Source organism: Enterobacter cloacae complex sp. SHL021, from assembly GCF_049237765.1.
Classification (GTDB): Bacteria; Pseudomonadota; Gammaproteobacteria; order Enterobacterales; family Enterobacteriaceae; genus Enterobacter; species Enterobacter cloacae.
In genome coordinates, this window is sequence record NZ_JBMKJG010000026.1 from 19,100 (window position 1) to 32,517 (window position 13,418).

The 13,418-nt window shown below is 56.0% G+C and carries 12 protein-coding genes; 2 read left to right on the forward strand and 10 right to left on the reverse strand.

Annotated elements, in window-relative coordinates; all coding sequences use genetic code 11:
* Positions 1 to 52 precede the first annotated feature (52 nt).
* From dgoD to ACOTZF_RS21365, 6 genes are all read right to left on the reverse strand, one after another.
* A complete protein-coding gene (gene dgoD, locus ACOTZF_RS21340) occupies positions 53 to 1,201 on the reverse strand; it encodes a galactonate dehydratase (RefSeq protein WP_013094786.1) in 1,149 nt (382 codons plus the stop codon).
* Positions 1,198 to 1,815: a 2-dehydro-3-deoxy-6-phosphogalactonate aldolase gene (locus ACOTZF_RS21345; protein WP_020685439.1), complete on the reverse strand. Its 618-nt coding sequence runs from the start codon at positions 1,813 to 1,815 to the stop codon at positions 1,198 to 1,200. Before ACOTZF_RS21345 ends, dgoD begins: the two co-directional genes overlap by 4 nt.
* On the reverse strand, positions 1,799 to 2,677 hold the full coding sequence (locus ACOTZF_RS21350; protein WP_129253039.1) for a 2-dehydro-3-deoxygalactonokinase: 879 nt from the start codon (positions 2,675 to 2,677) through the stop codon (positions 1,799 to 1,801). The genes ACOTZF_RS21345 and ACOTZF_RS21350 overlap by 17 nt, the downstream gene beginning before the upstream one ends.
* On the reverse strand, positions 2,674 to 3,363 hold the full coding sequence (dgoR, locus tag ACOTZF_RS21355) for a D-galactonate utilization transcriptional regulator DgoR (RefSeq protein WP_003861109.1): 690 nt from the start codon (positions 3,361 to 3,363) through the stop codon (positions 2,674 to 2,676). The genes ACOTZF_RS21350 and dgoR overlap by 4 nt, the downstream gene beginning before the upstream one ends.
* A 226-nt stretch (positions 3,364 to 3,589) precedes the next feature.
* Positions 3,590 to 4,402, reverse strand: coding sequence for a sugar-phosphatase (gene yidA / locus ACOTZF_RS21360; RefSeq protein ID WP_020685441.1), 813 nt, complete (start codon positions 4,400 to 4,402; stop codon positions 3,590 to 3,592).
* Positions 4,403 to 4,515: 113 nt separating this feature from the next.
* A complete protein-coding gene (locus ACOTZF_RS21365) occupies positions 4,516 to 5,541 on the reverse strand; it encodes a zinc-dependent alcohol dehydrogenase family protein (protein WP_013094782.1) in 1,026 nt (341 codons plus the stop codon).
* A gap of 110 nt (positions 5,542 to 5,651) precedes the next feature.
* Between ACOTZF_RS21365 and ACOTZF_RS21370 the strand changes: the two genes are divergently transcribed.
* Complete coding sequence (locus ACOTZF_RS21370; RefSeq protein ID WP_129253035.1) at positions 5,652 to 6,599, forward strand: LysR family transcriptional regulator; 948 nt, start codon at positions 5,652 to 5,654, stop codon at positions 6,597 to 6,599.
* A gap of 20 nt (positions 6,600 to 6,619) precedes the next feature.
* Here the strand turns inward: ACOTZF_RS21370 and gyrB are convergent, their stop codons facing one another.
* Genes gyrB through dnaA form a run of 4 tightly spaced genes read right to left on the reverse strand, consistent with a single transcriptional unit; the run spans position 6,620 to position 12,635 of the window.
* The gene (gene gyrB / locus ACOTZF_RS21375; protein ID WP_129253033.1) at positions 6,620 to 9,031 is read right to left on the reverse strand and encodes a DNA topoisomerase (ATP-hydrolyzing) subunit B; all 2,412 of its coding nucleotides are present in this window, start codon (positions 9,029 to 9,031) and stop codon (positions 6,620 to 6,622) included.
* A gap of 28 nt (positions 9,032 to 9,059) precedes the next feature.
* Positions 9,060 to 10,133: a DNA replication/repair protein RecF gene (gene recF / locus ACOTZF_RS21380; RefSeq protein ID WP_013094779.1), complete on the reverse strand. Its 1,074-nt coding sequence runs from the start codon at positions 10,131 to 10,133 to the stop codon at positions 9,060 to 9,062.
* Positions 10,133 to 11,233 carry a DNA polymerase III subunit beta gene (gene dnaN / locus ACOTZF_RS21385; protein WP_008500170.1) on the reverse strand — a complete coding sequence of 367 codons (1,101 nt, stop codon included), beginning with the start codon at positions 11,231 to 11,233 and terminating at the stop codon, positions 10,133 to 10,135. Before dnaN ends, recF begins: the two co-directional genes overlap by 1 nt.
* Positions 11,234 to 11,237: 4 nt before the next feature.
* Entirely contained in the window at positions 11,238 to 12,635 is a 1,398-nt protein-coding gene (dnaA, locus tag ACOTZF_RS21390; RefSeq protein ID WP_014830027.1) for a chromosomal replication initiator protein DnaA, read from the reverse strand.
* Positions 12,636 to 13,273: 638 nt separating this feature from the next.
* Between dnaA and rpmH the strand changes: the two genes are divergently transcribed.
* The gene (rpmH, locus tag ACOTZF_RS21395; protein ID WP_000831330.1) at positions 13,274 to 13,414 is read left to right on the forward strand and encodes a 50S ribosomal protein L34; all 141 of its coding nucleotides are present in this window, start codon (positions 13,274 to 13,276) and stop codon (positions 13,412 to 13,414) included.
* Positions 13,415 to 13,418 lie beyond the last annotated feature (4 nt).

The following is a 13,418-nucleotide window of genomic DNA, read 5'->3' on the forward strand; positions in this document are numbered from 1 at the left end:
TTACCGGGCCTACGAGAGAGTAGGCCGGATAAGCGTAGCGCCATCCGGCGATTTACCACTCGGCTACGGAGCCATCTTCATGACGCCACAGCGGGTTACGCCAGTCCGGCGCATTTTTACTGAGCTCAATGACTTTGGCTTCGTCAATGTCCACGCCAAGGCCCGGCTTCATTAATGGTTTGAAGAAACCGCCTTCCATGCTGAAGTCTTCTTTGTTTTTCACAAAGTCGAGCAATTCCGCGCCCTTGTTATAGTGAATACCCATGCTCTGTTCCTGGAACACGGCATTGCGGGAGACAAAATCCACGTGCAGGCAGGCCGCCAGCGCAACGGGCCCCAGCGGACAGTGCGGTGCCAGCGCCACATCGTAGGCTTCTGCCATCCCGGCAATTTTGTAGCATTCGGTGATACCGCCCGCATGGGAGAGATCCGGTTGCAGGATCGCAATACCGCCTGCTTCCAGCACGCGTTTGAACTCGAAGCGCGAGAACATACGCTCACCTGCGGCGATAGGAATATGGGTCTGTTCAGCCAGTTTCGGATAGTACTCCGCCTGCTCGGCCAGGACGGGCTCTTCAATAAACAGCGGACGATAGGGCTCCAGCTCTTTAATCAGCACTTTGGCCATTGGCGCACTGACGCGTCCGTGGAAGTCCAGACCAAACTCAATCTCGTTACCGAAAGCTTCACGGATTTGCGCCACGGTATTCACCGCCCGGTCCACCGCGCGCGAGTTGTCAATCACGCCCATCTCTTCACAGCCGTTAAGCTTAAAAGTATCGAAGCCGATATTGCGCAGCTGCGTAATGCCGTCGATCACTTCCGCAGGGCGGTCGCCACCCACCCAGCTGTAGGCTTTGATTTTGTCGCGTACCAGGCCGCCCATCAGCTGCCAGACCGGGGCATTCAGCACTTTGCCTTTGATATCCCACAGCGCCTGGTCAATACCGGCGATGGCGCTCATCAGGATTGGACCGCCGCGATAAAAGCCCGCCCGGTACATCACCTGCCACAGGTCGTTAATGCGTGCCGGATCCTGTCCAATCAGGTATTCCCCCAGCTCATGCACCGCGGCCTCCACGGTGCGTGCGCGCCCTTCTATCACCGGTTCACCCCAGCCAACCACGCCTTCATCGGTTTCGATTTTCAGGAACATCCAGCGCGGGGGTAAACGGTACGTGGTGAGTTTGGTTATTTTCATTGCACTGCCTCTCGATACGCTTTCACAAATGCTGCCGCCTGCTGCGCGGTACGCTCAACGGACTGTCCGGCGCGATAGAGATCGCTGCCCAGCCCCGCGCCCACACAACCGGCGTTAATCCACTGCGCCAGGTTTTCTGGCGTCACGCCGCCCACGGCAAAGACCGGCACGCTGGCGGGCAAGACCGCTTTCAGTGCTTTGATATAGTCAGGACCAAAGGCTGAAGAGGGGAAAATTTTGAGCGACTGCGCACCCGCATCGAGGGCGGTAAAGGCTTCGGTTGCCGTCGCGCATCCTGGACACACGGTCATTCCATAGCTCACCGCGCGGCGGATCACCTCGGGGTTGATGTTGGGGGTGACGATGAGCTTGCAGCCCATCTTTGCCAGCCTCTCCACCTGCTCCGGCTGCAAGACGGTTCCTGCGCCAATCAGCGCTTTATCACCAAAGGCCTCTACCACTGTCGGAATACTTTTTTCCCATTCGGGGGAGTTGAGCGGGATTTCCACCGCGTCGAATCCGGCGTCGATCACGGCACCGACGTGCGCCAGCGCCTCGTCGGGGGTAATGCCGCGCAAGATTGCGATAAGGGGAAGACTAGTTTGCCACTGCATGAGCGATGCTCCTTATTCCTGCCTGAAATGCCGTGTCGCCGGGTACCGTTGATACTTCACGGCCAATCGCGCGAAACGCCTGCTCGTAGCGCGACGTCAGCGCTGCACCAGCGACAATCGTGACAGCCTGCTCGCGCCCGACGAACTCACGCATGCTGGCGACTTCTGCGCCAATCAGCAGGCCAGAAAGAAACTCGCTGACCTGCTCGCGCGGGAGATTTCCCAGCACGTGCGAGGCGCGAACCTCAAAAAGTTGCGGCAAAACATCAGGAAAAGCGATCCCACGATCAAGGCCAGCAGCAAACGCTTCCGGCGACGGAACCTGCTCCGGTAAACCGGCCCCCAACAGCGAATGATTAAGCAGCAAATGGTGCAATTCGCCGGTCAACACGGTGCGAAAATCGTGGATATGCTCTGCATCTGCCTGGACCCACTTGCAGTGCGTGCCGGGCATGACGTAGACAGAAGAAGGAGAAAGCGTGCGCGCACCGAGCAGCTGTGTCTCTTCACCGCGCATCACGTTATGGTTATCGTCGCGCGAGACGCACAAACCGGGAACAATCCAGATATTGTCGCCAACGGACGTTAACTGCTCGCCAATGGCGGAGAAAGGGGCAGGAACAGGCAGATAAGGCGCGATTTTCCAGCCCACGTTGCTGCCCACCATCCCCGCCATCACCACGGGCGTGGCGCTGTCGCGCCAGTTTTGTGTGACCTCTGCTAACACCGCCCCGGGGGATTTTCCGTTCAGACGCGTCACGCCTGCTTCTGATTGCCTGCTCTCCAGGCACTGCTCGCCCTGGTACAGCCAGGCGCGCAGATTGGTCGATCCCCAGTCAATTGCGATGTAGCGTGATGTCATGTGATTTCCTTCAGCCTTCGTGTTGAGCTGGCAATCATGGTGAGCGCCGCCTGCTCTGCCGCATCGCCGTCCTGATGCCGTATCGCATCGAACAGCGCTTTATGTTCCTGGAGCGTTTTTGGCATATTGGCCTCATCACCCATCCAGGTACGTTCAAATACTGCTCGCTGTAGCGAGCTGATCGCCACGCTAAGCTGCTGTAACACCGGGTTATGCACCGACTGCAGTACCGCCTCGTGGTAGCGAATATCCGCCTCGTTAAATGCCTCACGATTCTGGTTATTGGCGATCATGTCGTTCAGCGCCGACTCAATCTGCGCCAGGTCACCTGAGGTGGCGCGCTCTGCCGCCCAGCGGGCGATAGCCGGTTCTACCAGGTTTCGTACCTCGCTCATGGCGCCAATCAGCCGCGGGTCGTAATCGTTTTCCAGTACCCACTGCAGAACATCGGTATCAAGGTAGTTCCACTGGTTACGCGGGGCAACAAACGCGCCGCGATAGCGTTTCATTTCAATCAGCCGCTTCGCCATCAACGAGCGGAACACTTCCCGGATGATGTTGCGGGAGGTTTCAAACTCCTCACACAGTTCTGCCTCTGCCGGCAGCGGCGAGCCGGGAACATATTTGCCACCCACAATCTGTGTACCCAGCGTGATGACAATGCGATCGGTTTTATTGAGAGTCATGGAGAGTCCTTGTGCTCTGTAAGTCCATCACTACTTTACCGCGACCGCTGAATTTCGCCTCACTTTTGCAGTACAAACGTGAGGCCTTTCGCCTTTGCTGTGGTAAAAATGTAGTACAATCAGTTAATGTTGTACTACAATCCAGATCACAAAAAGAACAATTCAATAAACTCAGGGCCAAAAAAAGCCCCGGTTGATAACCGAGGCTGATGATTAAGGGCGACTGCTAAGACAGGACAAATTTCTCAATCGCGTAAGCCACGCCGTCTTCCAGGTTAGATTTGGTGACGAAGTTCGCCACTTCTTTCACTGACGGGATGGCGTTTTCCATCGCCACGCCCATACCCGCGTATTCAATCATTGCGATGTCGTTTTCCTGATCGCCCAGGGCCATGATCTCTTCAGGCTTAATGCCCAGCGCGTCGGCAAGCGACTTCACGCCGGTGCCCTTATTGACGCGTTTATCGAGGATTTCGAGGAAGTACGGTGCGCTTTTCAGCACGGTGTATTTCTCTTTGACCTCCGCCGGGATACGCGCAATGGCTTTATCGAGGATCTCAGGCTCATCGATCATCATTACTTTCAGGAACTGAGTGTTCGGATCCATTTTTTCTGCTTCACAGAACACCAGCGGAATGGTGGCGACATACGATTCGTGCACGGTGTAATAGCTGATGTCGCGGTTAGCGGTGTAGAGCGTTGTACGATCGAGCGCGTGGAAGTGAGACCCGACTTCACGGGACAGTTTTTCCAGGAACAGATAGTCATCATAATTCAGCGCGGTTTGCGCAACCGTGCTGCCGTCCGCCGCTTTCTGCACCAGCGCGCCGTTATAGGTGATGCAGTAATCACCCGGCTGATTCATGTGTAGCTCTTTGAGGTAGCTGTGCACGCCCGCATACGGACGCCCGGTGGTCAGTACCACATTCACGCCCTTTGCGCGCGCCGCGGCGATTGCGTTTTTAACGGCTGGAGAGATCGTGTGGTCTGGCAGCAGCAGCGTGCCGTCCATATCGATTGCAATGAGTTTGATAGCCATGAGGTCCCCGGGATAAATGAGTGCTACCTCATGCTAACGCGATTAAGCACACAAAAATAGAGCTACATTGCGCAACAGAAAACCCCTTTTCCGCACTCCCGGGGAACGTTGACTCACTCGCGGGTGAGGACGATTTTACCAAACGCGCCGCGATCGAGGTGTTCCAGCGCCTGCTCCAGCTGGTCAAAACGGTAGCGCTGCTCAATGACCGGTTTCAGCCCTGTCACCTCCACGGCGCGGACAAACTCTTCCAGCGCACGGCGATGCCCGACACCAATCCCCTGAATAACCGGGGATTTCAGCAACAACTCACCCGCTGATAGCGTAATCTCGCTCCCGGCCAGCACGCCAATCACCGAGATGCGTCCATGAACGGCGACGGCACGCAGGGAGTGCTGCAGGTTTTCTCCCCCCACGGTTTCAATTATGTGGTCAATGCCGCGATCCTGAGTCAGCGTTAAAAGCGCTTCAGCCCAGTCGCCTTTCAGCCGGTTGATACCCCGATCGGCTCCCAGTTTTTTGGCCCGCGCCAGCTTTTCATCACTCCCCGAGGTCACGTAAACCTCTGCACCGAGTGCTTTTGCAATTTGCAGTGCGAAAATCGCCACGCCGCCGGTGCCTTGTACCAGCACCGATTGTCCGGCTCGCAAGTTCCCGCGCTCCACCAGTGCAAACCAGGCGGTTAGCCCTGCACAAGGTAATGTGCTGGCCTCAACGTCATCCAGGGTTTCCGGAGCGGCCACCAGCCCGTTTTCATTCACGATCACGTACTCAGCCAGCATCCCCGGGAAGTACCCTCCGCTCGTTTTATAGGGCAAATGACGGGCATCCGCCTGCGGCCTGCCGTCGATCCACTCCGGGAAGAACGTCGAGATGACGCGAGCGCCGGGTTGAAAACGCGTCACGCCTTCACCAATGCTGTCCACCACGCCGGCCATGTCAGACGCCGGTGTGAACGGGAAGGAAAGCGGGATCGGCATCATGCCTTCAATCACCATTTTATCGCGATAGTTGAGCGCAACGGCATTCACCCGCACGCGCACTTCGCCTGGACCTGGCTTCGGAACAGGTTCCTGGGTGAGTTTAAGATTCTCCCGTCCGAGAGCGTTCATTGACCAGCGTTGCATTGTCTCTGCCATCGTTTTTCTCCTGCCGTTAAATAAGCTTCAGTATCGACAGTCTACCGTTGACTCCTTGTTGCCAGTGGCGATAACTTTTCCCACTATTGACGCCATAATGGAAACAATCCATGACCAGTACGCTGAAGGATATTCCCGTTTTCGTGGCCGCCGTGGAGGCGGGCAGTTTTGCGCAGGCCGCGATCCGCCTGCATTTGTCGCGCTCCGCGGTGGGAAAAAGCATCGCTCGCCTGGAAGAGCGGCTGGGAGTCCGTCTGTTTCACCGCACCACCCGCAGCCAAAGCCTGACCGATAACGGGGCGCTTTTTTACGAGCGCTGCCTGCGCGCGCTGGAGGAGATTAGGGGCGCGGAATCGCTGCTGGAAACGGGGAAGCAGCAGATCAGCGGCCGCCTGCGTGTGGCCATGCCGGTGCTGTTTGGTCGCCAGTGCGTCGCGCCACTGCTGATAGAACTGGCGCAGGAACATCCCGGTCTTGAACTGGAAATGTCATTCAGCGACCGCGTGGTGGATCTCGTAGAGGAAGGGTTTGATATGGCGGTGCGCAACGGCACGCTGCAGGACAGTAGCGTTCTGGTCGCCAGAAGGCTGGGAGAACACCTCATGGTGCTCTGTGCTGCGCCAGAATATCTGCAAAAAAGCGGTCAGCCAGACACCGTTGCTGATTTACCCCACCATACTGCCATTAACTATCTGCGAGCAGGCAGAGTGTTACCCTGGCAGCTGATGGATAACGAAGGGAGATCGCACACCTTTACTCCCCGCTCATCCCTCAATATGGATGATTTACAGGCGATTTGCGACGCAGCGCTGGCAGGATACGGCATTGCATGGTTGCCCTGCTGGATGGCCCGCAGAGAAATACAGCAGGGGAAACTCATCCCGCTTTTAAAGCAGGCGCCGGACGTACGCTTCGACGTTCATGCAGTCTGGCAACATACGCCGCATCTGCCACTCAGAGTCAGAATTGCCATCGATACGCTTGCCAGCCGTTTACCGTCAGTGCTGTCGCTGGATATGCCTGAGCCAAAAAAAAGCCGCGCTAAATGCGCGGCCTGAGTCGTGCTGTATAACAACGATTAAATATCGATATTCGCCGCTTTCAGCGCATTCTCTTCTATGAAGGCACGACGAGGTTCAACCGCATCGCCCATCAGGATCGTGAACAGCTGGTCGGCAGCAATCGCGTCTTTAACGGTAACGCGCAGCATGCGACGGCTTTCCGGATCCATGGTGGTTTCCCACAGCTGATCCGGGTTCATTTCGCCCAGACCTTTATAACGCTGGATAGAGAGGCCGCGACGGGACTCTTTCACCAGCCATTCCAGCGCCTGTTCGAAGCTGGCCACCGGCTGACGACGTTCGCCACGTTCGATGAACGCATCGTCTTCAATCAGACCACGCAGCTTCTCGCCGAGAGTGCAGATACGACGGTATTCCGGGCCGGTCACAAACTCGTGCTCTAGCGGGTAATCGGTATCGACGCCGTGGGTACGCACGCGAATAATCGGCTCAAACTGCTGCGCCGCGTTCTGCTGAACGTCGAACTTCCACTGGCTACCGTGCTGCTCTTTCTCGTTCAGCTCGCTCACCAGCGCGTTCACCCAGCGGGTCACCGCCTGCTCGTTGCTCAGATCGGCTTCAGTCAGGGTTGGCTGATAGATCAGCTCCTTCAGCAGCGCTTTTGGATAGCGACGCTCCATACGACCAATCATTTTCTGCGTGGCGTTGAACTCAGACACCAGACGCTCCAGCGGCTCACCTGCCAGTGCCGGAGCGCTGGAGTTCGCATGCAGGGTCGCACCATCAAGTGCGATCGCGATTTGGTACTGATCCATCGCGTCGTCATCTTTGATGTACTGTTCCTGTTTGCCTTTCTTCACTTTGTACAGCGGCGGCTGTGCAATGTAGACGTGGCCGCGTTCAACGATTTCCGGCATCTGACGGTAGAAGAAGGTCAACAGCAGCGTACGGATGTGCGAGCCGTCGACGTCCGCATCGGTCATGATGATGATGCTGTGATAGCGCAGCTTGTCCGGGTTGTATTCGTCACGACCAATGCCGCAGCCCAGCGCGGTGATCAGCGTCGCCACTTCCTGAGAAGAGAGCATTTTGTCGAAACGCGCTTTCTCAACGTTGAGGATTTTACCTTTCAACGGCAGGATGGCCTGGTTCTTACGGTTACGGCCCTGCTTCGCAGAACCGCCCGCGGAGTCCCCTTCCACAAGGTACAGTTCGGACAGCGCCGGGTCGCGTTCCTGGCAGTCAGCCAGTTTGCCCGGCAGACCCGCTAAGTCCAGCGCGCCTTTACGGCGGGTCATTTCACGGGCTTTACGCGCCGCTTCACGGGCACGCGCCGCATCGATAATTTTACCGACAACAATTTTCGCGTCGTTCGGGTTTTCCTGCAGGTAGTCGCTCAGCAGTTCGTTCATCTGCTGTTCAACCGCCGATTTCACCTCAGAGGAGACCAGCTTGTCTTTGGTCTGTGAGGAGAACTTCGGATCCGGCACTTTCACGGAGACAACAGCAATCAGGCCTTCACGGGCGTCATCACCGGTGGCGCTGACTTTCGCTTTTTTGCTGTAGCCTTCTTTGTCCATGTAGGCGTTCAGGGTACGGGTCATCGCCGCACGGAAGCCCGCAAGGTGCGTACCACCGTCACGCTGTGGAATGTTGTTGGTGAAGCAGTAGATGTTTTCCTGGAAACCGTCGTTCCACTGCAGAGCCACTTCCACGCCGATACCGTCTTTTTCCGTAGAGAAATAGAAGATATTTGGGTGAATTGGCGTTTTGTTCTTGTTCAGGTATTCAACGAACGCTTTGATACCACCTTCATAGTGGAAGTGGTCTTCTTTGTTGTCGCGTTTGTCACGCAGACGAATTGAGACGCCGGAGTTCAGGAACGACAGTTCACGCAGGCGTTTTGCCAGGATGTCGTACTCGAACTCGGTGACGTTGGTGAAGGTTTCGAGGCTCGGCCAGAAACGCACCATGGTACCGGTTTTTTCGGTATCGCCGGTCACGGCCAGCGGCGCTTCAGGCACACCGTGCTGATAGATCTGGCGGTGAATTTTGCCTTCGCGCTGGATAACCAGTTCCAGTTTCTGCGACAGGGCGTTTACCACGGAAACACCTACGCCGTGCAGGCCGCCGGAGACTTTATAGGAGTTATCGTCAAATTTACCGCCTGCGTGCAGAACGGTCATGATCACTTCTGCAGCAGACACGCCCTCTTCCGGATGGATACCGGTCGGGATACCACGGCCGTCATCCTGTACGGAAACAGAGTTATCGGCGTGGATGGTGACGATAATGTCTTTACAGTGACCCGCGAGCGCTTCGTCGATAGCGTTATCTACCACCTCGAATACCATGTGGTGCAGACCGGTGCCGTCATCCGTATCGCCGATATACATACCCGGGCGCTTACGCACCGCATCCAGCCCTTTCAGGACTTTGATACTGGAGGAGTCATAAGAATTCGACATCAACGTTTCTCGCTCATTTCAACTTGGGTTAATCCGTTATTTTACCCTTTTCCACGGTAAACATCTTCGAATTTTCGTCCGACATGTCCATAACGTGTTCAGCGCTAATGGCGCTGACGAAAACCTGCGACTGCGTGGCTTTCAGGCGGCTGGCAAGCAGCCCGCGCCGCGCGTCGTCAAGTTCCGAGGCAAAATCATCTATCAGGTACAGGCAGCGTCGCCCGCTTTCGCGGGTGAGGAACTCCCCCTGCGCCAGGCGCAGCGCGCACATCAGGAGCTTGAGCTGCCCGCGCGACAGGGTGTCTTCTACCGGCGCACCGTCAGCACGAATGCGGAAATCCGCCTTGTGCGGGCCGTGCGCGGTGTAGGTCAACATACGGTCGCGCTCGAAGTTTCTCTCCAGCACCTCGGCATAATCCGTCTCTTTTTCCCAGCCGCGCTGGAAGGAGAAGGTGAGAGAAAATTCAGGTAAAAACTGTTTGCAGGTGTCGGCCATATCTTCGGCGATGCCTGCGCTGTATTCGGCACGCCAGCGGCTGATTTGTTCCGCAAGAGGAATTAATTCCATGTCCCACGGGCGCAGCTGGGCGTAGCGCGTGACCTGGCGCAATGCGGCGTTACGCTGCTTAAGCAGACGCTTCAGGTTGCTCCAGGCGTTAAAGAAACCGGCTTCGTTGTGAAAGCATCCCCAGTCGAGGAACGCTCTTCTGTATTTGGGGCCGCCGTTGAGTAAAGTAAACCCCTCCGGCGTGATCAGCTGCATCGGCATCAGCAGCGCCAGCTCCGCCACTTTGTGGCCGTCGGTACCGTCGATGCGCACCTTGCTGTCGCCCTGCTTGTCTTTGGTCAGGCCAATGGCGGTTTCCCGCTCCTCACCCTGCAAACGCCCGTGCAGGACAAAGGATTCCTGTTCGTGGCGAATCACGCGACCAATCTGCAAACTGCGAAACGCCCGGCCATGGCCGAGCGTATAGATGGCTTCAAGCACGCTGGTTTTGCCGCTGCCGTTTGCGCCAACCAGGAAGTTAAAGCCAGGGGATAAAGCGAGATCCGCGCTTTCGATATTGCGAAAGTCGCGGATCAACAGACGGGTGAGCGACATTACAGTCTCATTGGCATAACAACATACGCAGCCGACTGTGATGCGGCATCTTCAATCTGTACGCTCGAAACGGAGTCAGTCAGCAGAATGCGAACGTTCTCGCATTTCAGTGCATTCAGCACGTCCAGCACGTAGCTGACGTTAAACCCGATTTCCATCTCAGCCCCGGCGTAGGTGACGTCCAGAATCTCTTCTGCCTCTTCCTGCTCCGGGTTGTTGGCGGTGATTTTGATCTGGTTTTCACTTACGTACAGGCGTACACCGCGGAATTTCTCGTTCGAGAGAATGGCCGCGCGGGCAAACGCCTGCTTGAGGCTATCGCAACCCGCTTCCAGCGTTTTGTCCGGGTTCTTCGGCAATACGCGGCGATAATCCGGGAAACGACCGTCAACCAGCTTGGATGTGAAGACGAAATCACCCACGTGAGCGCGGATGTTGTTGCTGCCGATCTGCACGCGCAGCGGCGTGTCGCCACCGTCGAGCATACGCATCAGCTCAATTACGCCTTTACGCGGCACGATCACCGAATGGTTAGGTAGTGAGTCGCCAATTGGCATGGAACAGACCGCCAGACGGTGGCCGTCGGTGGCCACGGTACGCAGCTCTTCCCCTTCGGTTTCGAACAGCATGCCGTTTAAATAGTAGCGAACGTCCTGGTGCGCCATAGAGAACTGCGTGGCTTCAATCAGACGCTTCATCGTCGCCTGCGGCAGGGTGAATTCGACTTCACTTTGCCAGTCGTCCAGGTTCGGGAAGTCCGCAGCAGGCAGCGTGGAGAGGGAGAAACGGCTGCGGCCAGAACGCACCAGCATGCGGTCGCCTTCCAGCTGCACCGCGATCTCTGCGCCTTCCGGCAGCCCGCGGCAGATATCAAAGAATTTACGTGCCGGAACCGTGGTCGCGCCTGCGTCATGCGGCTGAGTCAGCGTAACGCGCGCGATCATTTCCATTTCCAGGTCTGTGCCGGTCAGCGACAGCGTACCGTCCGCGACCTGAAGCAGCAGGTTTCCGAGAATAGGCAGCGTTGGGCGGCCACCTAATGGGCCACTCACCTGTTGCAGCGGTTTTAATAAATGTTCACGTTCAACGGTAAATTTCATAGCGTCACGATGATAATGTTCTGATTAAATTGGAAAAATCTTCTTTTATGTCGTGGCTTTCTTCGCGTAACTGCTCAATCTTGCGACAAGCGTGCAGCACGGTCGTATGGTCACGGCCACCAAACGCATCGCCGATCTCCGGCAGACTGTGGTTGGTTAACTCCTTTGCCAGCGCCATCGCCATCTGACGCGGGCGCGCCACCGAGCGGGAACGACGTTTAGACAGTAAATCTGCCACTTTGATTTTGTAGTACTCGGCCACCGTCTTCTGAATGTTGTCGATAGTGACCAGTTTTTCCTGCAGTGCCAGCAGATCGCGCAGCGCTTCACGCACAAAATCGATGGTGATCGCGCGGCCGGTAAAGTTGGCATTGGCGATGACGCGGTTCAGCGCCCCTTCCAGCTCACGAACGTTGGAACGCAGACGCTTGGCAATAAAGAACGCCACTTCACCCGGCAGGCGAATGTCGTTCTCATCGGCTTTTTTCATCAGGATCGCGACGCGGGTTTCCAGTTCCGGCGGCTCGATCGCCACGGTCAGGCCCCAGCCGAAGCGGGATTTCAGACGATCTTCCACACCGTTGATCTCTTTTGGATAACGATCCGAGGTCAAAATGATCTGCTGGTTACCTTCCAGCAGCGCATTGAAGGTGTGGAAAAACTCCTCCTGCGATCGTTCTTTATTCGCAAAGAACTGAATGTCATCGATCAGCAGCGCATCAACAGAACGATAATAGCGTTTAAACTCTTCGATCGCATTGTTTTGCAGGGCCTTTACCATGTCCTGAACGAAGCGCTCGGAGTGCATATACACTACTTTCGCATTTGGCTTGCGCGCCATAATGCCGTTACCCACCGCGTGCAGAAGGTGCGTTTTACCCAGACCCGTGCCGCCATAGAGGAACAGCGGGTTATAGGCTCCACCGGGGTTGTCTGCCACCTGGCGAGCCGCCGCGCGTGCCAGCTGGTTCGATTTACCTTCCACGAAGTTATCGAAGGTGTGTTTGACGTTAACGTTAGAGCGGTAGGTCGGTTCTGCCGGGGCAGGCACATTATCCCAACCCGGACGTGCAGCAGGAGCAACGCGAGGAGCCGGAGCGGGTGCCGCCTGAGCAGGCGCTGCCACGTTTACGGTTTCGCGCACCGTCTGGGTGACCGGCTTTGTGCCCACTTCAAAGCGCAGCTGCGGGGCATCTGACCCGCAGAAATCATTCAGCAGTCCGTTGATGTTATTAAGGTACTTGTCCCTTACCCAATCGAGCACAAAACGGTTTGGCGCATACAAAGCCAGCGTGTTATCGCTCAGTTCCGCCTGCAACGGGCGGATCCACATACTGAATTCTGTGGCTGGTAACTCATCCTGCAATCGGGCAAGACACTGCTGCCAAAGCGAAAGTGACACGGCGGACTCCACTCGAACAATATAAAGAAAACTATTGAATATTCATGATTGTTGGCGCACATCGACATGACCCAATGAGGGGGATGTGCGAACCGCTATCTGCGGTTATACACGCCATCGTTGAAACAACCTGAACGATATTGTGTTTAAGCCCGGCCAGGATCGCTGGATCCCGATCGGGACCGCGGATCATAGCCTAAACTGAGCCAGAGATCTTCTGTTTCTCACAGATTCTTCCCGATTTATCCACAGGAAGATCCGAAACCGGGTAAGTGTAAACGATCCTGGCGGGAGTGCCCCACGATTTAGCCCGCATATTGGAAAATTTAATGAGAACAGACAATTTTTTGCTTAAATGATCTAACGAAGATCCAGGACGATCCTTGCGCTTTGTTGATGAGACCGTATAATCCTCGACCCGGCGCGTGATGCTCTTCTTCCTGCGTCGTCCGTTGCTCATTTTCCACGCGAAATCGTGCGGAAATACGCGGGAAATAAGGAAAGAGAATTGACTCCGGAGTGTACAATTATTACAATCCGGCCTCTTTAATCACCCACGCTGAGGCGTTAGTCGTTCGAATCTCGTTCGGGTATACGCAAAAGTCAGTGAATTTATTCAAGTTTAGGTAGAAATCGCCATGAAACGCACTTTTCAACCGTCTGTACTGAAGCGCAACCGTTCTCACGGCTTCCGTGCTCGTATGGCTACTAAAAATGGTCGTCAGGTTCTGGCACGTCGTCGTGCTAAAGGCCGCGCTCGTCTGACCGTTTCCAAGTAATAAA